This window comes from Candidatus Woesearchaeota archaeon, assembly GCA_030651135.1.
Taxonomy (GTDB): Archaea; Nanobdellota; Nanobdellia; order Woesearchaeales; family JACPBO01; genus JACPBO01.
The window spans coordinates 110,172-133,703 of the sequence record JAUSCS010000013.1 but is presented as its reverse complement, the minus strand read 5'-3'; the positions used below and the strand labels follow the sequence as shown (position 1 = coordinate 133,703).

The 23,532-nt window shown below is 39.1% G+C and carries 26 protein-coding genes and 2 pseudogenes; 19 read left to right on the top strand and 9 right to left on the bottom strand.

All coding sequences use genetic code 11. The annotated features are described in order from the left end of the window. The first annotated feature begins 3 nt into the window (after positions 1-3). Positions 4-294: a DUF357 domain-containing protein gene (locus Q7J54_07345; GenBank protein MDO8741354.1), complete on the top strand. Its 291-nt coding sequence runs from the start codon at positions 4-6 to the stop codon at positions 292-294. Here the strand turns inward: Q7J54_07345 and Q7J54_07340 are convergent. The 5 genes from Q7J54_07340 to ftsZ form a co-directional block, all read right to left on the bottom strand. Further along, positions 250-1,650, bottom strand: a complete 1,401-nt coding sequence (locus Q7J54_07340) for an MFS transporter (GenBank protein MDO8741353.1) — start codon at positions 1,648-1,650, stop codon at positions 250-252. The genes Q7J54_07345 and Q7J54_07340 overlap by 45 nt on opposite strands. A gap of 14 nt (positions 1,651-1,664) precedes the next feature. Continuing rightward, positions 1,665-2,045 (bottom strand): hypothetical protein, encoded by a 381-nt coding sequence (locus Q7J54_07335; protein ID MDO8741352.1) that lies wholly within the window; start codon positions 2,043-2,045, stop codon positions 1,665-1,667. Continuing rightward, complete coding sequence (locus Q7J54_07330; GenBank protein MDO8741351.1) at positions 2,042-2,368, bottom strand: hypothetical protein; 327 nt, start codon at positions 2,366-2,368, stop codon at positions 2,042-2,044. Before Q7J54_07330 ends, Q7J54_07335 begins: the two co-directional genes overlap by 4 nt. A 13-nt stretch (positions 2,369-2,381) precedes the next feature. After that, positions 2,382-3,119, bottom strand: a complete 738-nt coding sequence (locus Q7J54_07325) for a hypothetical protein (protein MDO8741350.1) — start codon at positions 3,117-3,119, stop codon at positions 2,382-2,384. Positions 3,120-3,293: 174 nt separating this feature from the next. Continuing rightward, complete coding sequence (gene ftsZ, locus Q7J54_07320; GenBank protein MDO8741349.1) at positions 3,294-4,316, bottom strand: cell division protein FtsZ; 1,023 nt, start codon at positions 4,314-4,316, stop codon at positions 3,294-3,296. Between the two features lie 190 nt (positions 4,317-4,506). Here ftsZ and Q7J54_07315 point away from each other — a divergent pair, with 190 nt between their 5' ends. Next, the gene (locus tag Q7J54_07315; GenBank protein MDO8741348.1) at positions 4,507-4,647 is read left to right on the top strand and encodes a hypothetical protein; all 141 of its coding nucleotides are present in this window, start codon (positions 4,507-4,509) and stop codon (positions 4,645-4,647) included. 11 nt (positions 4,648-4,658) lie between these two features. Here Q7J54_07315 and Q7J54_07310 read toward each other — a convergent pair whose 3' ends face one another. Further along, complete coding sequence (locus Q7J54_07310) at positions 4,659-5,648, bottom strand: RNA-guided pseudouridylation complex pseudouridine synthase subunit Cbf5 (protein MDO8741347.1); 990 nt, start codon at positions 5,646-5,648, stop codon at positions 4,659-4,661. Positions 5,649-5,757: 109 nt separating this feature from the next. Here Q7J54_07310 and Q7J54_07305 point away from each other — a divergent pair, with 109 nt between their 5' ends. Continuing rightward, on the top strand, positions 5,758-6,315 hold the full coding sequence (locus Q7J54_07305; protein ID MDO8741346.1) for a CFI-box-CTERM domain-containing protein: 558 nt from the start codon (positions 5,758-5,760) through the stop codon (positions 6,313-6,315). 2 nt (positions 6,316-6,317) lie between these two features. Here the strand turns inward: Q7J54_07305 and Q7J54_07300 are convergent, their stop codons facing one another. Continuing rightward, a complete protein-coding gene (locus tag Q7J54_07300) occupies positions 6,318-6,683 on the bottom strand; it encodes a hypothetical protein (GenBank protein MDO8741345.1) in 366 nt (121 codons plus the stop codon). Positions 6,684-7,020: 337 nt separating this feature from the next. On the opposite strand from Q7J54_07300, the gene mtnP reads away from it, so the two are divergent. The 10 genes and pseudogenes from mtnP (at position 7,021) to Q7J54_07250 (ending at position 13,723) form a co-directional block, all read left to right on the top strand. Further along, a complete protein-coding gene (gene mtnP, locus Q7J54_07295) occupies positions 7,021-7,776 on the top strand; it encodes an S-methyl-5'-thioadenosine phosphorylase (protein MDO8741344.1) in 756 nt (251 codons plus the stop codon). A 4-nt stretch (positions 7,777-7,780) separates the two neighbouring features. Further along, positions 7,781-8,119 carry a hypothetical protein gene (locus tag Q7J54_07290; GenBank protein MDO8741343.1) on the top strand — a complete coding sequence of 113 codons (339 nt, stop codon included), beginning with the start codon at positions 7,781-7,783 and terminating at the stop codon, positions 8,117-8,119. Continuing rightward, positions 8,085-8,636, top strand: a complete 552-nt coding sequence (locus tag Q7J54_07285) for an adenine phosphoribosyltransferase (protein ID MDO8741342.1) — start codon at positions 8,085-8,087, stop codon at positions 8,634-8,636. The genes Q7J54_07290 and Q7J54_07285 overlap by 35 nt, the downstream gene beginning before the upstream one ends. A 1-nt stretch (position 8,637) precedes the next feature. Beyond that, positions 8,638-9,495 (top strand): Bro-N domain-containing protein, encoded by an 858-nt coding sequence (locus Q7J54_07280; GenBank protein ID MDO8741341.1) that lies wholly within the window; start codon positions 8,638-8,640, stop codon positions 9,493-9,495. Positions 9,496-9,674: 179 nt separating this feature from the next. Next, a pseudogene (locus tag Q7J54_07275) lies at positions 9,675-9,980 on the top strand (ATP cone domain-containing protein). 30 nt (positions 9,981-10,010) lie between these two features. Beyond that, positions 10,011-11,747: pseudogene (locus Q7J54_07270) on the top strand (vitamin B12-dependent ribonucleotide reductase). Between the two features lie 419 nt (positions 11,748-12,166). Then, positions 12,167-12,787: a cob(I)yrinic acid a,c-diamide adenosyltransferase gene (locus Q7J54_07265; GenBank protein MDO8741340.1), complete on the top strand. Its 621-nt coding sequence runs from the start codon at positions 12,167-12,169 to the stop codon at positions 12,785-12,787. 41 nt (positions 12,788-12,828) lie between these two features. Further along, a complete protein-coding gene (locus Q7J54_07260) occupies positions 12,829-13,200 on the top strand; it encodes a ferritin family protein (GenBank protein ID MDO8741339.1) in 372 nt (123 codons plus the stop codon). Between the two features lie 38 nt (positions 13,201-13,238). Beyond that, positions 13,239-13,373, top strand: coding sequence for a hypothetical protein (locus Q7J54_07255; GenBank protein ID MDO8741338.1), 135 nt, complete (start codon positions 13,239-13,241; stop codon positions 13,371-13,373). 125 nt (positions 13,374-13,498) lie between these two features. Next, positions 13,499-13,723, top strand: coding sequence for a hypothetical protein (locus Q7J54_07250; protein MDO8741337.1), 225 nt, complete (start codon positions 13,499-13,501; stop codon positions 13,721-13,723). Positions 13,724-13,777: 54 nt separating this feature from the next. On the opposite strand, the gene Q7J54_07245 is transcribed toward Q7J54_07250, so the two are convergent. Next, positions 13,778-14,401 (bottom strand): hypothetical protein, encoded by a 624-nt coding sequence (locus tag Q7J54_07245; GenBank protein ID MDO8741336.1) that lies wholly within the window; start codon positions 14,399-14,401, stop codon positions 13,778-13,780. A 109-nt stretch (positions 14,402-14,510) separates the two neighbouring features. Between Q7J54_07245 and Q7J54_07240 the strand changes: the two genes are divergently transcribed. From Q7J54_07240 to Q7J54_07215, 6 genes are all read left to right on the top strand, one after another. Then, entirely contained in the window at positions 14,511-15,863 is a 1,353-nt protein-coding gene (locus tag Q7J54_07240; protein MDO8741335.1) for a hypothetical protein, read from the top strand. Beyond that, positions 15,860-16,573, top strand: coding sequence for a hypothetical protein (locus tag Q7J54_07235; protein MDO8741334.1), 714 nt, complete (start codon positions 15,860-15,862; stop codon positions 16,571-16,573). The genes Q7J54_07240 and Q7J54_07235 overlap by 4 nt, the downstream gene beginning before the upstream one ends. A 59-nt stretch (positions 16,574-16,632) precedes the next feature. Continuing rightward, positions 16,633-17,706 (top strand): glutamine-hydrolyzing carbamoyl-phosphate synthase small subunit, encoded by a 1,074-nt coding sequence (gene carA / locus Q7J54_07230; protein MDO8741333.1) that lies wholly within the window; start codon positions 16,633-16,635, stop codon positions 17,704-17,706. After that, positions 17,703-20,888, top strand: a complete 3,186-nt coding sequence (carB, locus tag Q7J54_07225) for a carbamoyl-phosphate synthase (glutamine-hydrolyzing) large subunit (GenBank protein ID MDO8741332.1) — start codon at positions 17,703-17,705, stop codon at positions 20,886-20,888. Before carA ends, carB begins: the two co-directional genes overlap by 4 nt. Positions 20,889-20,952: 64 nt before the next feature. Continuing rightward, positions 20,953-21,579: a hypothetical protein gene (locus Q7J54_07220; protein ID MDO8741331.1), complete on the top strand. Its 627-nt coding sequence runs from the start codon at positions 20,953-20,955 to the stop codon at positions 21,577-21,579. Continuing rightward, positions 21,576-22,289, top strand: a complete 714-nt coding sequence (locus tag Q7J54_07215) for a nucleotidyltransferase (protein ID MDO8741330.1) — start codon at positions 21,576-21,578, stop codon at positions 22,287-22,289. Before Q7J54_07220 ends, Q7J54_07215 begins: the two co-directional genes overlap by 4 nt. A gap of 2 nt (positions 22,290-22,291) precedes the next feature. Here Q7J54_07215 and metK read toward each other — a convergent pair whose 3' ends face one another. Continuing rightward, positions 22,292-23,506 carry a methionine adenosyltransferase gene (metK, locus tag Q7J54_07210; GenBank protein ID MDO8741329.1) on the bottom strand — a complete coding sequence of 405 codons (1,215 nt, stop codon included), beginning with the start codon at positions 23,504-23,506 and terminating at the stop codon, positions 22,292-22,294. Positions 23,507-23,532: the final 26 nt, after the last annotated feature.

Genomic DNA, 23,532 nt, shown 5'->3' with positions numbered 1-23,532 from the left:
TTAATGGAAAACAAGATAACCAACGATAAACTAAGCAAATACTTTGACATCACAGGCAGGGCATTGAAAAAGGTAAAAATAGCCAAAGAGAGGAAGATCAGCTGGAAAAGCTCTGCTGAGGATTTTCTTGACATGGCCCAGAGATATTATGACGATGCAAAACATTTCAAAGAGAAAGGCGACATTGTGAATGCATTCGCCTGCCTTAATTACGCGCACGGCTGGCTCGATGCCGGCGCAAGGCTGGGCTTATTTGATGTTGATCATGACTCTTCCCTTTTTACTGTGGATTGAAATCTTTTCGTTTCTTATTTTTCTTTGCCTGAAAAAGAAAAAAGAATATACTGTGTTCATTATAGGCTCGCTGCTGACTATTTTGAAAAACAGCCCGTCATAAGATGTCTTTTCAACAGGCCTTGTTTCCTTTATTTTTAACAGCAGTATCAACGCAAACAATCTTACTATTCCTGAAATTATGAAAACTAAAAGATAGCTTGACCAGAACATATTGTTCAGCCTTATTGTATAGCCGCCAATAAGAGAGCCAAGAAGCATTGTTGTTCCGCTAAGCACATTATAATAAGACAGTGATTTTATCCTTGTATAAGGTAGAGTTGAATCAAAGATATAGGTGGCAGACGCTGTATCCATGCCCGACCATACAAATCCGCTATAAATCTGTATTATTGCTAGATACCAAAAATTTTGGGAGAAAAACCACAGAACAGGCACAACAGGCATCATGACGCCTGCCAATATCAGGGCTTTTTTAGAGCCATAGGTGTCAATATGCTTGCCCCATACTGGTGTGAATAAAAATTTTACAAGAATGGCTGTCGCGTTTATGGCAGTGAATTGCAAGTAATTGAACTTTAACTCGTAAAGCATGTATGGGGTGAAGAATGGGCCTGCAATAAATACGCCAAAATTCAGCAAAGCGATGTATAACGCAAAATTTTTGAAGTTCTTGAACTGGCTTTTTTTGAATATCTCAAAAAAGCCAACATCTCTTTCTCTTGACACGGCATAATGCGGCTCATATTGCTTTGACAGAAGATGAGAGGACATTAATCGCGCAAGCAATGCTATGAAAAAGATTATTGCGTAGCCTGTAAACTGCCTCATGCTGCCGTCTGAGAAACGATAGAGTATATATCCTCCTGCAGTGAAAGACAGCAACATGCAAATATTTATCAGCCTATTCCGTATTCCAAAAAAAGAGCCTTTTGTGCTGCTGTCAACAAGGTTGCCCATCCAGCTGTTCCATGCCGGGCTTCCAATCGCGCCAAAAATAAAATAAAGGCATACAAAAAATATAAGGTACTGGATTTTCACATGAGGAATAAAAAAGGCAAATATTATCGGTAGGTGCATTAAGGCCTGAAGCACAACATTTACAACTACAAATTTTTTTCTTGATTTGAAAAATTCAAGCAGCTTCAATGTAAAAAGCTGTGAAACTGAACCTAAGAACTGGGGCAGAGATCCAAGCAGGCCGATCTGGACATTGTTTGCATTGAGAAAAACAGCAAATGCGCCGAAGAACGATTCTCCGAAGCCAGCCATTATCGACCAAAAGGATCCCTCTGTTATCGAATAGCTTAGGCTTTTCTTGACTTCTCTGTCTAGGTTGATTGGTTTTTTTAGCATTTTGAGAAGCTGGGCTAGTTATAATTACGCAGTTCAACTAAATTCGCTTTATAGCCCTTATTTTCAACTATCCTCTTGAATAAATCTTCTTTCTGCGGATGAACTAATACAAAAGAGTCACCATTTCTCTGTTTTAAATATGAACAGAGGGCTTCCTCCAGCAATATTGTTATATCGCCCACTTCCGCAATAGCAGTTGGAACACTGACTGCAACTATCCTGTGCGATGAATTTATTCTCATCTTGATGAACAAGCCAGTATCATCTATTCCAAAAATATAGCCTTTGATTTTTCCAGCGGTTAACATGTCATGATACTCACTATTGTGGGATGTATTTGAGCCGACGACATCACATCTTATGCGCTCAGTAAGCAAATAATTCACCATTTTCATTTTCTCCCATAGTTGAAAAACTTCTCTATTGAAACATCCTCTGATGAGTAATTGCCCAGCCTTGGATGCGCTTCCTTCACGTTGCTTTTCGGAACATATCCTTCATCGCTGGCTGCTTTTACTGCAGGCGCTGATGATTCAATCATGCTTGCCTGCCTGGGCTGCTCCAATGCGGCATTCCGCCTGTCATTCCTTAAGTTTCTCACTTCATCCTGAAGCATTGAAACTGTTGTTTTTAATGCTGCAATCTCCTGCTGCAATTTCTTGCTGCCTATATCCATTAACAGCTGGAATTTCTGCTCCAATAAATATGTGTCTTCCATTCTTCCCTCAGCTTCAGATTAATTTGTTCGAAAAGTTTTCCTTGATGAACTGGACCATTATCTCATTGCCTGCTAAAGTGTAAGCTTTCAAAGCAGTTGCTATCAGCCCTTCTTTCAGGCATGTGTCTCCCAATGAGCTGAGCTTTGCCTTGTCTCCTGAAAGCTCGTATGCTTTTGCAGCCAATGCAATCTGCCTGTCTTCAAGGCATTTGTCGCCAAGCTCCACTAGCTTGTTTTTGTTGCTTATTGCATTAAAGACTTCAAGCGCATAATCCCATTTTCCTTTTCTAAGGCAGTCATCGCCTACAGATGCCAGCTTGTCAACATCATTCAAAATCCTGAATGCCTTTATTGCATCCGACATATGGCCTTCACTAAGGCATTTGTTGCCTGTCTTCATCAATTTATCATGGTCGCCAGAAAGCCTGTATGCGTCAATAGCATCAGAGAACAGCCCTATTTTTTCATAGTCCTCGCCTATCTCAACAAGCTTTTTCCTGTTGCCTGACAAGATGAACACTTTAATCGCTTCAGGCACTTTGCCTTTTCTCAGATATTCATCGCCAAGCGCATTCAGCAATCCTAGTTTCATTTCATTGCTGAACATTGATAAATTAAGATTGTCTACGCCTTTGTCTATCAATGCCGGAACCAGTTTCTTGAAATTCGACAGATCTTCCTTCGGCATTACTAATTGGTTTTTTTCAACCATTTCAGTAACCATTTTTTTAATTATTTTTTCATCGCCCATGTTCTCGCCCCTCTTTGCAGTTTAATATGTCGGAAATATAACATCAGTCTATGATTGATGTTATATTTCCGAGCATGCTCAAAAACCACCTGATACGGTGGAATTTAGCAACATGCCACCCATCTGTGATGGGTGGTTTTTGACATATTTAAATAAATAAAAAAAATTAAATCATCACATCAACTCAATTCCAAGCTCCTCACTCATCCTTTTTGCCATTTGCTGCTTTGTTTTCCTGTCAACTTTGCCGATTATCCATGGAGAATGAACTCCTGTTATTATTGTCATCACAGTTATTTTGCCTTTCATTGCATCGCTAACTCTTGCTCCCCAGATGACGTTTGCGTCTTCATCAAGCGTTTCTGTAACCATTTCGCCAATTCTGCTTACTTCATCCAAAGTCATATCCGGGCCGCCTTCAATATGTATCAAAGCGCCTGTTGCACCCTTGTAGTCTATTTCCAATAATGGGTTGGATAATGCTCCTTTGACTGCTTCATCCACTCTGTTGTTTGTGTCTGATGCGCCTACACCAATTGCTGCAACCCCTCCATTGCTCATTATTGCCTTGACATCTGCGAAATCCAAGTTAACTAAGCTGGGAATAGCAATTGTTTCGACTATGCCCCTGATCATTGTGCTTATCAATTCATTTGCAACTGCAAATGCCTGCTGTATAGGCAGGTTGCCTGCAATCTGAACTAGCCTGTTGTTATCAATCACGATGACTGTGTCGCAAGACTGCCTTAATTCCTGCAGCCCGAATTCTGCCTTGTCAATTCTTGCTCTTTCTATCTTGAATGGCATGGTTACTGTGCCGATTACAATTGTGCCTGCTTCTTTTGCAACTCTTGCTACAACCGGCGCTGCTCCTGTTCCTGTTCCGCCGCCCATTCCTGCGCAAATGAAAACCATGTCCGCACCAGTTAACACTGATTTTATCTCATTCAATGTTTCCTGCGCAGCAGCTGCTCCTTTTTGAGGAAATCCGCCGCAGCCTAAGCCTCGTGTTACACCAACGCCAAGCAAGAACTTCCTGTCTGCTTCAGAAATATCCAAATGCTGTTTGTCTGTATTTACAGCAATAACTTCGGCTCCCTTGACTCCTTTTTTATAGAGCCATGAAACCATATTGTTGCCCGCTCCACCTACGCCTATAACTTTTATATTTGCGTTCCCGACTTCTAACTCCTCCATTTTTTCACCTCGATTTTTTATGCTATCGTTTTAGTTTTTTGTTGTTGATCAAGAGAATAATTGCGTGAGCTGTGATGTGCGTTATTTGGTGAGGGATAATATGATTTGAATTTTGATTTTCGAAATCTATAGATATCATAACTAGTATATAAATGTTACGTTTTTGTATACTGGTATATCAAATGATGAAATGACTGATATTGGGTTTTTTGGCCTGTTGTTATATTTTGTTTATGGGTTTGGCATAAAAGAAATGCCGATCATTGTAACAAATACAATAGAAATCATTCTGGCAATTTCGTTAGTAATCGCTAAATTAATTTACAAATAGAGCAGTTTTACTCAGGAAATCCTCGGATAAGTTCCCGGCTGCATAAACACTTTTTCTATTTTCACGGCAACGCCTTTATCTTTTTTCATAATCTCCTCAGAATTCATCTTTGCTGTGCCGATCGCCACTAATTCATTTTTTAAAGTCATTACAGCTACCATATCGCTGAAAATTATTTGGTCATTTAATTTGCTTATTCCTGGGATTTTCAGGTCTGAGCCGTGGCACAGGCTGTCGACTGTTGTATCCAATACCCATGCTTGCGGGATATGAGAAACAGCATGTTCAATCGTAAGTATTATTTTTCTGATGAATTTATCATTGCCATCATTTTTGTAATAGTAAAATGCATCAGTCAGGTCATGCAATGTGGATAAGCTTTCATCCTCTTTGAAAGGCCCGGCTTTTGTCCTTCTTAACTCTGCCATATGCGCTCCGCAGCCAAGTTTTTTTCCGATATCGTCGCATAACTTTCTTATATATGTTCCTGCCTGGCAGCCGACTATGAACAAAACATCCTGATCCTGGATTTCAAGAATTTCCAAATAATATATTTCTCTTGTTCTCTCAACTCTTTTAACAGCGCTCTTTATCGGAGGCAGTTGCCTTATCTTTCCAAGAAAATCATCTAAAACTTTTCTTAATAATTTTTCTTCTATTTGTTTATGGATGTGCATAAGGCAGATATATTCTTTTCCTGCAGGCAATAATGTCTGCACAATCCTTGTTGCCCTGCCTAAGGCAACCGGAAGAATGCCTGTAACAGCAGGATCCAAAGTTCCAGAATGCCCTGACTTCGAAATCCCTAAAATCTTTTGGACATAAGCTGAAACCTGGTGCGATGTAGGCCCTTTTGGCTTGTCTAAGTTAATTATCCCATATTCTATGATGTCTTCTGTCTTTCTTTCTTCAGGAGCGCAGCCGTATTTTTCAGAAGTTTCAGATGGTTTTTTGATTAAGATCTTGTATTCTATTAATTCGAACGGCAGCTTGTTGATCATATCTTCAGAAAATGCCTTTTCAAATAAAAAGGTATTGGTTTTATATTGAGATTATTCGGCAGTAGTCACAACAGCAAAATTTATAAATAACACTTTATTTTCAGAGCCAATGGCAATCGTAAAGACACTTTCGGTTGAAAAACAAGATAAATTGGAAGACGGCCTGCTTAAGGTAGACATAGGAACTCCAGGAGAACATTATGTTGACTTTTCTGTATGCAGCAAGATGGTGGGGAGCGAATCAAAAGCATTTTCAGATCTTTCTGAACAAGACAAATTAAACGAGGATTCAATCAAACTGACGAATGGAGAATATTTTCCCATCAAAAATCTAGGGGAAATCGAGACAATTACTGATATTGATGTATACCCAAAAGATTCTGATGATGAGCATTTTTTTGGTTACGGCCGAGGGTGTTTTGTTGCAACTGTTGTATATAGAAGTGCAAAACATCCAAATGTTCTAAGACTTCAAGAATTTAAACGTGATGTTTTAATGCATATTTATGGTGGAAGGATGTTTGTAAGCGCATATTATAGCGGCGCAGGAAAAGGGATTGCTCATTTTATCGAAAAACATCTGCCTTCTTCGATCCCAGTAATCCGCAAATGCCTTGATTTTGTGGTTGATGCCTATTCAAGAAAAGGACAAGATCTCAAAAAATAAATTTATTCCTCTTCATCCTCGTCTATTTCTTTGTCTTTTTTCTTTTTTTTCTTAAGCTCTTCTTCTGATTCTTCCTCTTCGGTTTCTTCTATATCTTCAAGCTCTTTTTCATCTTCTTCTGATCCTTCCTTTTCAGAATCCTCATCAGTTTCTTCCACATTTTTTGTTGTTTGATCGTCTTCGCTTTCAGACTTTTCCTCTTCGGTTTTTTCTTTTGACTCTTCTTCATCGCCTTCGTCAGATTCTTCTTTGTTTTCTTTTTCTATTTCTTCTTCAGACTCTTCTGTTTTTTCAGCCTCGCTTTCTTTCTCTTTTTTTTCATCATAATCTTCAAATTCTTCTTCAGTTTCTTCATCTTCTTTTGCCATATTAAAAACCTCCATTAACGATAAAGCAAAATAACTTCTATAGTTTAAAAACATTTCTGAAAATTGTTGCTAGATTAAATGCCAATATTCCATCCAGTCTTTGACTGGCGGTTTGTAAGCGAAACAACCCATCATGAATATTTGCATTCTTAGAAACCCGACCGAGCGAACGGAGTGAGCGAGCAATCCCCTCATCTGTGATGAGGGGTGTCGGGTTTCTCTTGAAAATATAAAAATAAAAATTAAGCAAAAACCAACGTCAAAGCTTGGCTTTTCCGAGGTTTTTTAAGCAAAAACTATTTAAATCAAATAATAAATCTGTGGCTGGGGTAAAGCAATGGTCAAAATAGGAATTATTGGCGGCTCTGGGCTGGATGATCCAAAGATATTGAAGGATGCAAAAGAAATAGAAGTTATTACTCCTTATGGCGAGCCTTCTTCTCTGCTGACAATCGGGACTATAGATGGAGTTGATATTGTGCTTCTTGCAAGGCATGGAAGGCAGCATACTATTCCGCCAACTCAGGTTAATTTCAGGGCAAACATTCATGCGCTAAAAGAGCAGGGTTGCACTCATATATTGGCAACAACTGCCTGCGGCTCTTTGAGGGAAGAGATTAACAGAGGAGATTTTGTCATTCTCGACCAATTCATAGATTTCACAAGGCACAGAAAGATAACCTTTTATGAAGAATTTGAAGCAGGCATAGAGAATGCAAAACATACTTCGATGGCAGATCCTTTTTCAGAAGAATTAAGGGAAAAATTAATAGAAACAGGAAGAGAATTAGGCTTGAAAATACATGAAAAGGGAACTGTTGTTACAATTGAAGGCCCAAGATTTTCAACAAGGGCAGAATCCAATATGTTCAGGATATGGGGGGCAGATGTGATAAACATGTCAGTTGCTCCTGAAGCGATACTTGCAAATGAAGCAGGAATTCCCTATGCTGTTGTTGCTATGTCAACTGATTATGACTGCTGGAAAACAGATGAAGCGCCGGTTGAATGGCATGAGATATTGAAGGTTTTTGAAAAAAATGTTGAGAACGTAAAAAAATTGCTGTTGAAAACAATACCCAAAATAAGGTGAGAAAATGACTGTTGAAGAATGCATTGAGAAAGAAATCAGCATCAAACCAACATCTTTTACTATTCCGCTGTCCGTTGATGAAATCTCTTCTGACTTAAAGTCAGAATTTAGTCATATGTTGATAATTACTGTTGACAATTCACTTATCGTGAGAACAGATGAGCCGCCGGAAGCAGGGGGTGTTTATTGCATTCTAAGAAAAGAACATGATGATGTTTATTCCTTCCCTTCTAATAAAAAATCTGAAGAAATAATGAATAAAAAACTCAAAAGCATAGAAAGAAGGATCGAACTCAAAGAACCACCGAATGATGAAGAGTGTGAGCGTTATGGACAATATTAAATCAAAAATCCGCACAATTCCGCATTGGCCTAAGCAGGGCGTTATGTTCAGGGACATTACAACACTGCTGAAAGATGCCCAGGGATTAAAAGATGTGATCAAAGAATTTGTTGAAAGATATAAAGATGCCAAAATAGATGTTGTTGCCGGGATTGAAAGCAGAGGATTTATTCTTGGCGGCGCAGTTGCGCATCAGCTTGGCGTCGGATTTGTTCCGATAAGGAAGAAAGGAAAGCTGCCTGCAGAGGTTGAAAGGCTGACTTATGACACAGAATACAGCACTGACACAATTGAAATGCACAAAGACGCAATAAAAGAAGGCGATAATGTGCTGCTTATAGACGATCTGATTGCTACCGGGGGTACAGCTCTTGCAGCATGCAAATTAATCGAAAAGCTCGGAGGAAAGATCGTAGAGTGCGCCTTCATTGTTGATCTTCCTGAATTGAAAGGCAAGAACAAATTGCTGGAAAACAATTACAAGGTTTTCAATCTGGTGGAGTTTGAAGGGGAATAAATTGGAAGAAAATAACGCATTAGTTGTATTCCAAGGAAAGCAGATAAGAAGAATCTGGCATAATGATGAATGGTGGTTTTCCGTAGTTGATATTATAGGCATTTTAGCTGAAAGTGAAGATCCAAGAAACTATTGGAAAGTGCTTAAACACAGATTGAAGGAGGAGGGCAGTGAGGTGGTTACAAATTGTAACCAACTGAAATTACCTGCATCTGATGGCAAGTTCTATGAGGGTGACTGCGCAAATACGCAGACAATATTCCGCTTAATCCAGTCAATCCCTTCTAAAAAAGCAGAGCCGTTTAAGCTTTGGTTAGCAAAGGCAGGCTATGAACGAGTGCAGGAAATAGAGAACCCAGAGCTTGCCCAGAAACGAATGAAGGAAATCTACAAAGCTAAAGGCTATTCTGATGATTGGATTGAAAAAAGAGTAAGGGGAATTGCTATAAGAGACGAACTCACAGATGAATGGAAGAAAAGAGGGGTGGAAGCTGACAGGGAATTTGCTATTTTAACGGCAGAGATCTCAAAAGCAACTTTTGGAATGACGCCAGGCGAATATCAAAAGCTCAAAGGGCTGAAAAAAGAGAATCTTAGGGATCATATGAATGATCTGGAGCTTATCTTTACAATGCTTGGCGAGAGGGTTACTACTGAAATTACAAGAAATAAAGATGATGAGGGTTTTCCAGAATGCAAAGATTCTGCAAAAGAAGGCGGAGAGGTTGCGGGCAACGCCAGGAAGGATGCTGAAAGAAAGATAGGCAGATCAATCATTTCAGGTGAGAATTACCTTTCTGCAACGGAAAAAGACAAAAGAAAAAGGATTGAAAAGAAAGAACAAATTACTGGAAAATAATTACAAGGTTTTCAATCTGGTAGAGTTTGAAGGAGAATAAGCAATTTAATTTAAATCATTCAAAGTTATTTTTGCGATATATATTATTCAAAGCACAAAACTTTAAATATGGCTTGATGTTGGTTTTTGTAAGAGATCATTAATAAATACCAGTAAATCACTTGAAAAGAGGGGGAAAGATGAAGCAAGAGGATGATAGCAAGGCAGTTTCTAAGAAAGTAACAAAGATAATAAAGAGAGACGGCAGTACAGTTGATTTTGACAAGACGAAGATCATAACAGCAGTCTTCAAGGCAGCGCAGTCTGTTGGCGGAGAGGATCGCGCAACAGCTGAAAAGCTTGCTGATGAAGTTGTCAATGTTCTTGATGACCAGTACGATGGCAAAAGAATTCCCCATGTTGAGGAAGTGCAGGACATTGTAGAAAAAGTTCTTATTGAGCAGGGCCATGCGCAGACTGCAAAGGCATACATTCTCTACAGGCAGAAGCATAAAGAGCTTAGGGAAGCGAAGTCAATGATAATGGGCAAGGAAGTTGAAACAAAGCTTTCTGTCAATGCATTGCAGGTTCTTAAGGAGCGCTATTTATTGAAAGACAAAAGCGGCGCTTTAATAGAAACTCCAGATGAATTGTTCAGAAGGGTTGCAAAGAATGTTGCGCAGGCAGACAAGCTTTATGATAAAGATGCAGAGCTAAGCAAAACAGAGGAAGAATTCTTTCAGATGATGTCAAATCTTGAATTTTTGCCGAATTCACCGACATTGATGAACGCTGGAACAAAATTGCAGCAATTATCTGCATGCTTCGTTCTTCCTGTCGGCGATTCTATTGAAGAAATATTTGAGACTGTAAAGAATACTGCCGTGATCCATAAATCCGGCGGCGGAACAGGATTTTCATTTTCAAGATTAAGGCCGAGAAACGATCTTGTAATGTCAACCAAAGGAGTTGCATCCGGGCCATTGTCTTTCATGCGCGTATTTGATGTTACAACAGAGGTTATAAAGCAGGGCGGAAAACGTCGCGGAGCTAACATGGCTATTTTAAGGGTTGACCATCCCGACATTATTGACTTTATAACTTCCAAAGAAAAACTGAATGCACTGAATAACTTCAACATCTCTGTTGCATTGACTGACAAGTTCATGAAGGCTGTTGAAAAGGATGAGGAATATGAATTAATAAGCCCTCATGACAATTCTGTTGTCAAAAGGCTGCCTGCAAGAAATGTTTTTGATCTGATTGTTTTGATGGCGTGGAAGAACGGCGAACCTGGAATAATTTTCATTGATGAAATCAACAGGGCTAATCCGACGCCAAAAATCGGTGAGGTTGAAAGCACTAATCCTTGCGGTGAGCAGCCATTATTGCCTTACGAATCGTGCAACCTCGGCAGCATAAATCTCGGCAAATTTGTTGAAAATGAAAAAATAAACTATGACGCATTAAGGGAAACTGTAAAAAAAGCTGTGCATTTCCTTGACAATGTTATTGATATGAACAGATTCCCATTAAAGAAAATCGAAGACATGACAAAAGCCAACAGGAAAATCGGATTGGGTGTCATGGGGTTTGCTGACATGCTTTTCCAGCTGAACTTCGCCTATAATTCAAAAGACGGCGTTGAGACAGGAAAAAATATAATGAAGTTTGTATGTGATGAAGCAAGAAAAATGTCTGAAGAATTGGGCAAAAAAAGAGGATCTTTCCCTAACTTCAAGGACAGCATCTGGGCTTCAAAATACAAGACAATGAGGAATGCTACTGTCACAACAATCGCGCCAACCGGAACATTAAGCATGATAGCTGACTGCAGCTCGGGAGTGGAGCCATTGTTTGCAATATCCTTTGTTAAAAGGGTGATGGACAACAGGGAACTGGTTTATGTGAATGCGCATTTTGAGAATTATGCAAAGAAAGAAGGGTTTTACAGCGAGGAGCTGATGAAAAGCATTGCCAATAAAGGATCAATACATGACGTCAAGGAGATTCCTGAAGAGGGAAGAAGAATATTTGTTGTAAGCCATGACATAAGGCCTGAGTGGCACGTCAATATGCAGGCCGCTTTCCAGGAGCACGTAGACAATGCTGTGAGCAAGACAGTTAATTTCCCGAATTGGGCGACAACTGAAGATGTAAAAACAGTTTACCTCACTGCTTACAAGCTCGGCTGCAAGGGCATTACAGTTTATAGGGATGGAAGCAGGGAAAATCAAGTGCTGAACATAGAGATAACAAAAAAAGAAGAGGACGGAAAGAAGAAAGGCAAGTTTTTAGAGAAATGCCCTGAGTGCGGCAGCAAGATGAAGATCGAAGAGGGCTGCTCATCATGCCCGCAATGCGGATATTCAATTTGTAGCTTATAAGAACAAATTAAATTTCGAATATTATTGTCGCGATAAACCAAAAAATCCAGCCAACCATGGTGCCTACGGACAAAACAAGTTTTGTCCTACTCGGGTTTCCCGTAGGGAGCAACCCCTCCCTCGTAGGCACCATGGCTGGATTTTTTATTCGAGGAAAAACACCACCACTGGCGCAGGCGAGACGGGGGTTGTCCCTTACGGGGTGGCTCGCAGGACATTTTTGTGAGAAAATGTCCGTCTGCTGCCAGTTGTGGTGGTGTTTTTCTATGATGGGATTATTCATTAGCAACTTTACTTAATACACAATGCCAACAAACAGGCTTGGACTGGTCCAGGTTTACACAGGAAATGGAAAAGGGAAGACAAGCATTGCATTAGGCATTGCGTTGAGGGCTGTTGGGCAGAATTTAAAAGTTTATATTGTGCAGTTTCTTAAAGGAGGAGCTTATACAGGCGAATTCATAGCAGCTACTAATTTTCTGCCGCAGCTCAAGATAAAGCAGTTTGGGAAGCACTGCGTGAAAGAGAAGAAGCAGCTGAAGCTTGAAGGAGCAAACGGATTTCCGCATCTGAATTATATAAGGGAAGATGTTGACTGCGGGGAGTGCAGGGAGTGCTTTCTTGATGACAGCGAGCAGAAAATGCTCGCAATAGAGGCATTTGAGCATACGAAAGGCGTTGTCAATTCAGGCGATTATGATCTTGTTGTTCTCGACGAGATAAACAACTGTATGGACAAGGGATTGGTGAATGTGGATGCTGTTCTGGAGCTGATAAAAAACAAGCCATCCAATGTAGAGCTTGTCCTGACAGGAAGGAATGCGCCGAAAGAGATAATTGACATTGCAGATCTTGTTACTGTGATGGATGAATTGAAGCATCCGATGCAGAGCGGAGTTGTAGGAAGAAGGGGAGTGGAATACTGAAAAAAGAAAAGTTTAAAAAGCACGCTTCACTGGTTCATCTTATGTACACAAAAAAGGATCTTATAAGGGTTTTAAAGCAGGATATCAAAACAGAGATAAATGCGATTAACTTCTATGTTGATAACATTGATGACTTAAATTATGGCAAGAACTACAAGCTTGTAAATGAGCTGCTCTTTGGTTCGATGACGCATTTAAGGATTGTTGCAGAGGAGCTTTGCAGGCTGTGCAGGAGCTCTTCAGCAAAAGCGCTGAAAGCAGCCATTGAAAGGGCAGTTAAAGAGGAAGAGGGAATGAGGGCAATTTACGAGTATGAGAATAACAGGACTAAAGAAGCCAGGCTGAAGAAAATATTCGGAAAGCTTACAGCGCAGGAAACCCATCATAAAAAACTGGCAAGATCGCTGAAATAATAGAAAGTTTTATATTTCTTTGAATTAATAAGCGCAATATGGTAGCCAAGAAATGCCCTTTGTGCAAGTCAGATCTTGTGAAGAAGTCCAGCTATAAGGTTGGCGAAACAAATTATGATATCTACAAATGCCCTAATGAGAAGTGCAATTACCAGGCTGCAAAGAGCGAATAGGTGATCTCAGTCATTACAGGGCAAATTTAACGGATTTGACAATAATTGTCACTACTTCTAAAAGACTATAAAACCGAAAGATTTAAATAGTAGTTCTATCTTACATATGTTAGGAGGTAAATAAAATGACGCAAGAAAGAAAAAGCTTACAAGAAATTGTAATAGATGCTTTAGGTTTTGGAGTCATATTTTATCCTATTTACTCAGGAATAACTGCAATAGGTGGACCAGAAACATTTGTCGATAAAATTAAAGACAAAAATACCTTATACATCACATTAGGAGCTATGACTGGAAAAGTACTTTATGAAGTAGGTGAAAAAGTTTATCAATCTATAAGAAATAGATAAAACTACAATTCTTGCCCTTTATTCTTTTTCTTCATACGATTTCTGCGCTATGAATTAAAAGCTCAATATCTCCATCGTCTTCGGAAGATCTTCCTTCTTAATCGTAAAGATCGTATCAGTCCAGCAGGACATTGTTTCAAGGATGTTTATGCTGTTCTCGCCAAATAAAGAATAAATATAGCCCATTACTCCGGGGATGGATTCCATTTTAACTGAGCTTTTCATCATGATTTCAACGAGATCTTTGGATACTTTCAGTATCTTATGCTTAAACTTTCGTTCTATGTCGCTTAAAAAATCCTCTGTTGTTATCAGCGTTATCGCATTTGCCCCCCTGATAACATGCATTATTTCATTTTTATCTTCCACTTCCTTCTGGAGCTGCAGTATTTCCTTAAAAAACGTATCCGGTTCAAGAATCACAACAATGATCTTATCCCTTATAGACAGCTTGCTGCCTTTCAACAGGTCAATTATCGGAGGCGAATAAGCAGATTTTTTTAATTTGTGATAATACCGCCTGCATGCAACCAAAATAGCGTCAAAATTCTTAATGTTTTTCTCTTTGGCTATCAATCTGGCCAATTTGGAATAATTGACAAGATTATTCTTAAGGGCCTGCTTGATGAACGGGCTGTTCTTTATGTAATCTTCCGTAATCTTCGTTATATTGGCCATAAAGGCAGAATTATTCGCTTATTTATAAATGTTTTGTTTCGGACATTAATGTTTATTTTGTTTTAAATAGGACGATAACTTTATAAAAGAATATAGGTTTTTGCAATACATGAAAAATATGACAGATATGATTGGATATTTAACAAGCAGCATCGGAGGCAAGGAATTCGAGAGCTATCTGTGCAAATACCAGCAGCTAGAGCCATCTAAATTTGCAGTCATAAAGGTAAGCGGCGATTGCATTGAAAATTCGCTCGAAGAAATAATCATGAGCATAAGCGTGCTGCAATATCTGAAGCTATGCCCCATAGTCTTATTTGGCTGGGGTAAGCCGCTTAATAAAAAATTAAAAGAAGAGGGAATTGAATCAAAATTCATTGGCGGCAACAGGGTTACTGATTTTAAGACATTGGGCATAATAACGGAAGTAGTTAGTGAATTGAAGGGCAAAATTTTTTCTTTATCAAAAGAATACGGACTCAATCTTGCTGACCTTACAAATGAGCCGATATTTGCTGCTAAAAAATCAAATGACAGCTTGGGCTATGTTGGCGATGTTGTTGGCGTAAACACAGAGCTTATCAAAAAGGCATGCGAAAGCAAAGCTGTGCCATTATTGGTTCCGCTTGGGTATGATGGAAACCAAATTTACAATATAAATGCAGATACAGCAACAAAAGCTCTTGTAATGGCGCTGAAGCCGCACAAATACATATCCATAACCAATACAGGTGGTGTTTTGGATAAAGATGGGAAGCTTATAGAAAAAATAAGCATAATTGATGATTACCAAAAACTTGCAGATGAAGGCGTTGTAAGCGGGGGGATGCTGAAAAAGCTCAATGAAGCAAAAAGCCTGCTTGAAAAGCTAGGAAACAAAAATAGCGTTCAGATTATATCGCCCTTATTGAAAGATCTGTGGTCAGAATTGTTCAGCTACAAGGGATCAGGAACAAAGATCATTTATGGTTATAATACGCTTACATATGATGATGGCATAAATGGAATTGATAAAGATAAGCTTACTCAGCTTATTGAATCTGCCTTTAAAGGCAAGAAATTAATTGAGAGCTATTTTGGTGCAGAGCCCATTACGCATGTTGTTCTTGAAGAAGATTACGATGGAGCAGCAATAATTGAAGATCATAAAGGCTGGGCTTATATGGATAAGTTTGCTGTCAATAAAAATGTAGAGGGAAACGGGCTTGGATCAAAGATATTCTTAGAACTGTTAAAGCTGAAAAATACCGGCAAATTTTCAAAAAAATCAGGATTGTTCTGGCGATGCAAGGTTGATAATGATAAAAAAGAGATGTACAAGAAAAAAATAGAAGAAAACAGTGAAAGCGGCTGCTATTACAGCAAGCCATTCATTGTATTCTGGATAGGCGGCCCTAAAGATGAGCTGCATGACATAATTGAGTATGCTTTGAACAAAAAAGAGACATTGGTGGCAAAATGACTAAAATAAAAATCGGCATAATCGGCCATACCGGAAAGCTTGGAAAGCCTTTAGCTGAGATTTTGAGCAAGCATCCTTATGCAGAGATAGTCTATACAGAGAGCAGGAAAGAAGGCATCACAGGAAGCTTGTCAGATGCTGAGCTTGTTTTTCTTGCGCTGCCTTATGGGGAAAGCGGAAATTATCTGCCAGAACTGAATGGAAAGAAGCTGATAGACCTGAGCATTGACCACAGGCTTGATGATGGCTGGGCTTATGGCCTGTCTGAATTGAACAAGGACAAGATAAAGGCTGCACAAAAGGTTGCGAATCCTGGCTGCTACGCAACTTCAATTATATTGGCATTAGCCCCGATAAAAGAAAAAATCTCTGATGTTCACATAGCCTCAACAAGCGGCATTTCAGGAGCTGGGCTTGAAGTGCAGAAAGAGGATAATTTTAAAATATATAAAGAAGGAAATGTGCATCCGCAGATTGTTGAGATCGAAAAAGCATTGGGCTTGGAAAATTCATTATTCGTGCCGCAGAGAATAGACACAGCATATAAAGGAATAGTTTCAACTATTTTTTGCGATATAAAGCCCTGCGCATACGGCAACAAAGTAATTATTATCTCTGCATTAGACAACCTGATCAAAGGAGGAGCAGGCCAGGCAGTGCAGAATTTTAACCTGATGCACGGCTTTGACGAAACAACCGGGCTTGTATGACATATATTCTCCACAACAAAAAAGCTTATAAACTGGGTTAATTCTTTTATTTTTTTAATATGCAATCAAAAGGGGGCGATATAAAGCTTGTTCTTGAAGATGGCTCTGTTTTCTGCGGCTCTTCCTTCGGATCTGAAAAAAGCGCTGCAGGAGAAGTTGTATTCAACACAGGAATGGTCGGCTATCCTGAAACTCTGACTGATCCTTCCTACAGGGGCCAGATATTAGTTCTTACATACCCGTTGATCGGCAATTACGGCGTTCCTGGAAATGAAACAGAAGATAATTTATTGAAATATTTTGAATCAGGCAAAATACAGATTTCCGGCTTGATTGTCTCGAATTACAGCGAAAACTATTCTCACTGGAATGCAAAGAAATCCCTTTCAGACTGGCTAAAAGAAAACAATATTCCGGCAATCCAAGGCATTGACACAAGGGAATTGACAAAAAAACTAAGGGAAAAAGGAACAATGCTCGGCAAAATCATATATGGCAATAATGACATTGAGCTTGAAGACCCGAACAAAAGAAACTTGGTTGCAGAAGTAAGCATCAAAGAGCCGATTACATATGAAAAAGGAAAAACAAAAGTTGTTGTTATAGACTGCGGAATAAAAAACAACATCATAAGAAGCCTGTTGAAAAGAAACATCACTGTGATCAGGGTTCCGTGGGATTATGATTTTTTAAAGCTTGAATTTGATGCATTGCTTATTTCCAATGGCCCAGGCAACCCTAAAATGGCAAAAGAAACAATTGCAAATGTAAAAAAAGCATTGGAAAGCAATATTCCAACATTTGGCATCTGTTTAGGAAATCAGATATTGGCTTTAGCAGCAGGCGGCGATACTTATAAGCTGAAATACGGGCATAGATCTCAGAATCAGCCATGCCTGGAAATCGGAACAAAAAGGTGTTTTATCACATCGCAGAATCACGGCTATGCTGTCGACATTAAAACTTTGCCAAATGAATGGAAGCCCTGGTTTGTCAATGTGAATGACAACACAAATGAAGGAATAAAACATTCAGCCAAACCATTTATGTCAATTCAGTTCCACCCAGAAGCAGCGCCCGGCCCAGTAGACACAGGATTTTTATTTGACAAGTTTCTGGAGATGCTAAAATGATCAAGCCAAAAAAAGTTTTGATATTGGGATCAGGAGCAATCAGAATAGGCCAGGCCGGAGAATTCGACTATTCAGGAAGCCAGTGCATAAAGGCGTTAAAGGAAGAAGGGATCAAAACAGTTCTTGTCAATCCAAACATTGCTACAATACAAACATCTGAAAATCTTGCAGACAAAATATATTTTCTGCCAATAGATGTATATTTTGTTGAAAAAATAATAGAAAAAGAAAAGCCAGATGCAATCCTGCTCAGCTTCGGAGGCCAGACAGCATTAAATGTTGGAGTCGAGCTTCATGATAAAGGCATTCTAAAGAAATATAATGTTAAAGTTTTAGGAACCCCGGTAGATGCTATAAAGAACACAGAAGACAGGGAATTGTTTGTTAAGAAAATAGTTGAAGCAGGGCTTAAAGTGCCGAGAAGCGCGGCTGCCAGCAATGTAGAAGACGCATTAAAAGCTGCAAAGAAAATCGGCTATCCTGTGATGATAAGAATTGCTTATGCTTTAGGCGGCTTAGGATCCGGAGTTTCTTACAGTGAAGAAGAACTGTCAGAAAGGGCAAAAAAAGCATTTTCCTTTACAAAGCAAATTTTAGTAGAAGAATATCTTGAAGGGTGGAAGGAAATCGAGTATGAAGTTGTAAGAGACCAGTATGACAACTGCATTACAGTCTGCAATATGGAGAATTTTGATCCAATGGGAATTCATACAGGAGAAAGCATTGTTGTTGCTCCTTCTCAAACGCTGACAAATTCAGAATATCATATGTTAAGAGATGCAGCAATAAAAGTTATAAGGCATTTAGGCATTGTCGGAGAGTGCAACATACAGTATGCTCTTGCCCCTGACTCTGAAGAATACAGGATAATTGAGGTCAATGCAAGGCTTTCAAGAAGCTCTGCTCTTGCTTCAAAAGCAACAGGCTATCCTCTGGCGTTTATAGCTGCAAAACTGGCATTAGGCTATTCCCTTACAGAATTGCAGAATATGATAACAAAAAAAACAATGGCATGCTTTGAGCCTGCGCTTGATTATATTGTTGTCAAAATACCAAGATGGGATCTGCAGAAATTCAAAATGGTCAAGAAAGAGATAGGCACTGAAATGAAATCAGTCGGCGAGATCATGGCAATTGGCAGGAATTTTGAGGAAACGCTGCAGAAGGCAATAAGGATGCTCGGAATCGGTATGGAAGGCATAGTTGCAAATGAGATAGAGCTGAACAATCTGGATAAAGAGCTTAAAAATCCTACTGACCAGAGGGTTTTTGCAATAGCAGAAGCAATTAAAAAAGGGCATTCGATAGATAAAATACACGATCTCTCTAAAATTGACAAATGGTTTTTGTATAAAATTAAAAACATTGTTGAACTGGAAAAAGAAGTAATGAAATATGAACTTGAAAAAATCTCACAATCATTACTAAAAGAAGCAAAGCAAAAAGGGTTTTCTGACAAGCAGATAGCAATCCTTACAAAAAGCGATGAATTAGCAGTTAGAAAATTAAGAAAAAAACAAGGCATAGTGCCTTATGTAAAGCAGATAGATACTTTAGCAGCAGAATACCCTGCAAAAACAAATTACCTGTATTTGACTTACAATGGCAATGAAGATGATATTGATTTCAATGAAAAAAACCAGGTCATAGTTTTAGGCGGCGGAGCTTACAGGATAGGCTCTTCAGTTGAGTTTGACTGGTGCTGCGTTAATGCTGTTTTGACATTGAGAAACTTGAAATACAATACAATAATGATCAATTACAATCCTGAAACTGTAAGCACGGATTATGATATCTGCGATAAATTATATTTTGACGAGCTTAGCTTTGAAAGAGTTCTTGATATTTATGAAAAAGAAGCTCCGCTCGGCGTAATAATTTCAATGGGCGGCCAGATTCCCAATAACCTTGCCTTGAAATGCCACAATGTCGGCGTTAAAATACTCGGCACATCTCCTTTAAATATAGACAATTCAGAAGACAGGCATAAATTTTCTAAATTGCTTGATACGCTTTCAATTGATCAGCCGGAATGGAACGAACTCACTTCTTTAACTGATGCAAAAGCATTTGCAAAAAAAGTTAGTTATCCTGTTCTTGTAAGGCCAAGCTATGTTTTAAGCGGCGCTGCAATGAGCGTTGTCTTAAATGAGAATGAGCTGGAAGAATATTTGAAGAAAGCATCATCTGTAAACAAGGAGCACCCTGTTGTGATAAGCAAATTCATAACAGATGCAAAAGAAATAGAAATAGATGCTGTTGCAAATAATGGTGAATTATTCTGCTATGCAATTTCAGAGCATGTTGAAAATGCAGGAGTTCATTCAGGCGATGCAACCATGGTGCTGCCGCCGCAAAGAACTTATCTGGAGACGATGAGAAGGATCAAAATAATAACAAGGAAGATTGCAGAAGCATTGAAAATAACCGGGCCATTCAACATCCAGTTCATAGCAAAAGACAATGATGTCAAGGTTATTGAATGCAATTTAAGGGCTTCAAGAAGCTTTCCATTCGTTTCAAAAGTTTTTAAGATAAATTTCATTGATATCGCAACAAAGCTTATGATGGGCAAGAATGTGCCTAAAATAGACAAGTCAGCGTTTGATCTTGATTATGTTGGAGTTAAAGCGCCAATGTTTTCATTCACAAGGCTGAAGGGGTCTGATCCTGTCTTGGGTGTTGAGATGGCTTCTACCGGCGAAGTTGCCTGTCTGGGAGATGATTTTAATGAAGCGTTTTTAAAAAGCCTTATTTCAGTTGGCTTTAAATTGCCGAAGAAAAACATTTTATTGTCAACCGGCCCCGTATATGCAAAAGCGGAGTTATTGGAAAGCAAAAAGATTCTTGCAAAAATGGGCTTCAAGTTTTATGCAACAGAAGGAACAGCCGAGTTTATGAAATCCAACGGGCTGGATGCAGAAGTTTTATACTGGCCGTTGGAAAAGAAAGAGCCGAATACTCTCAGCTATATAACTGATGGGAAGATAGATCTTGTCATAAATATCCCGAAAAGCATTGAAAAAGAAGAGCTTGACAATGATTATTTAATAAGAAGGAAGGCAGTTGATTTTGATGTTCCTCTGATCACCAATCTGCAGATCGCAAAAAGGTTTGTGGAAGCGATAGCAAGGACAAAGGTTGAAGAGCTGAAAGTGAAGAGCTGGGATGAGTATAAGTAAAAAACAGTAACCTTTAAATATTAATTCTCATACATCACTCAAAATAATAAAAAAAGTGATGTAAATGGATCTAACTAAAACAGCAAAAATGCTTGAAGGACTGCAGACAATAGGCACAGCAGCCAAAAGGCTGAATGTATCTAAAAGAACCGCCATAAACACGATTTGGAAGCTAAGGAAAAAAGGCCTGGTTGAAACCGGCTATGGGGGAAGGAAAATAAGAATGTACAGGATCAGAACAATAAAAAAGCCTGAAACTGGATTCAAAGGGCTGTATGATATAATAAATGAGAATTCAAAGGTCAAGCTGTTCACTGCGCAGCAATACAGGATTCATGATCATGAGCTTACAGTTGAAGAAGCGATAGTGAGGGCAGTTAAAGAGGGCGATTTCAGGACAATCCTGGCTGCTTTGGGCTTGTTCAATAGAATAAAGAGCTGGCCAAAATTGCTGGAATTTGCAAAAAAAGAGCAAATGACAAGAAAAATAGGAGCCTTATATGATGTTGCAAGAAAAACAATCAGGGTGAAGAAAATAGATGAAAGAACAAGGAATGCATTGCTTAAAGGAAAAACCAAAGACAAGCACATCATAAAAGGGATAAGGTCGTCAGATTTCAAGGACATTGAGAAAAATTGGGGCATTTTCATTCCTTTTAACAAAGCAGATTTAGAGGCGTATAGAGAATGATCAACATAACCGGGCAAAATGAATTATTCAATCTTTTAGGAGCAAAGCTTGATGAAAAAGCTGAATGCCTGGCTATTGGCGGCTCTGCAATGATGTTTTACGGAGCAAAAACAGAAACAAAGGATGTAGATTTGGTTTTTTTAAATAAAAAACCATTTGAGCTGGTAAAGATCGCCTTATACGAAATAGGCTTTAATGAAAAAAAGAATGTAAAAATCATATTCCCGCATTATGAAATCGCAAAAAACAAGCCAATAATGATGGAAGGCAGAGATACAAGATTTAATCTGTTCTTAAATGAGGTCATAAGCCTGAAAATATCCGATTCAATATTGAGCAGAGTCAAAGAAACCCACGAATTTGGCAATTTAATTATAAAAATAATTTCGCCTGAAGACATAATAATGCTCAAATGCGCAACTGAAAGGGAGAAAGATAGGGATGATGCTGCTTCATTAATAGAAAAATTCAATATTGATTGGAATGTCATAATGAAGGAAAGCGTGCACCAGACTGAAATAGGAGACTATATTTTCCCGGTTTATTTATTTGATTTTTTATATGAATTAAAGAATGACTTCAAAATTGAAATTCCTGAAGATGTTATCAGGAAAACCATGAAGATCGGAGAAAAGATGATGGAAGAAAGAATAAAAACAGGCGATATAGTTAAAGTTGAGGACTTTACAAAAAAGAAAAAAATAAAATAAACTTACAGCCCGGCTTCTTTCTTTAGTATCTCTGCTTTGTCAGTCTTCTCCCATGTGAAGAATTCAATGTTCTCAAACACAGTTGTTCTTCCGTTGATGTCGATCTTCACGTCTTTCACAACAGGCTCTCTTCCGAAATGGCCGTAATTTGCTGTTTCCCTGTAGATCGGGTTTCTCAGCTTTAAGCTTTCAATTATGCCGCGCGGCTTTAAATTAAAATGTTTCCTTACAAGCTCATTTATCTTATCTTCAGGAATCTTGTTTGTGCCAAAGCAGTCAACATTTATTGATGTGGGCTCTGCAACTCCGATTGCATAGCTTAAAGCAACTTCGCACTTGTCAGCCAGGCCTGCTGCAACAATGTTTTTTGCAACATATCTGCAGACATAAGCCCCGCTTCTGTCAACTTTGGTTGGGTCTTTTCCGCTGAAAGCGCCGCCGCCATGACGGCCGACTCCGCCGTAAGAATCAACAATTATCTTTCTTCCTGTAACTCCTGTATCACCTTCAGGGCCTCCAATCACGAATACGCCTGTTGCATTGATATGGACTTTTGTCTTGGCATCCATCATATAGCCGCATACAGGCTTTACAACTTTTTCAAGGATTTCTTTCTTTAGTTCATCTTCTGAAATGTCCTTTTTGTGCTGCTGCGCAATAACAACCGCATCTATTCTTTTTGGCTTCCCATCTTCATACTCAACACTTACCTGCGATTTCCCATCCGGCCCGATATGTTTTATCTCACCATTTTTTCTGACTTCGGCCATTCTTCTTGTCAGTTTATGAGCCAGAATTATCGGCAAAGGCATCAGCTCAGGAGTTTCATTGCATGCAAAGCCGTACATCATTCCCTGATCACCTGCTCCCTGCTCATGGTCTGCTCCTTCTGTAACTCCCTGTGAAATATTCGCGCTTTGGCCGTGGATTGAAACCAAAACGCCAGCATCCTCGCAGTCAATTCCGAATTGCGGATCTGTATACCCTATGTCCTTCAGTGTAGCTCTCACAATCTTCTGCACATCTGCATATCCTCTTGTTGTGACTTCGCCTGCGCATATTACTAATCCCGTTGTTGTCATTGTTTCAACTGCCACTCTCGACATAGGATCCTGCGCAAACAGATTGTCGACTATCGCATCGCTTACCTGGTCGCAGATCTTATCCGGATGGCCTTCTGTCACGCTTTCGCTTGTTACAAAATATGTTTTTGCCATTTTAATTCCTCCTTGTTTCGTTGTGT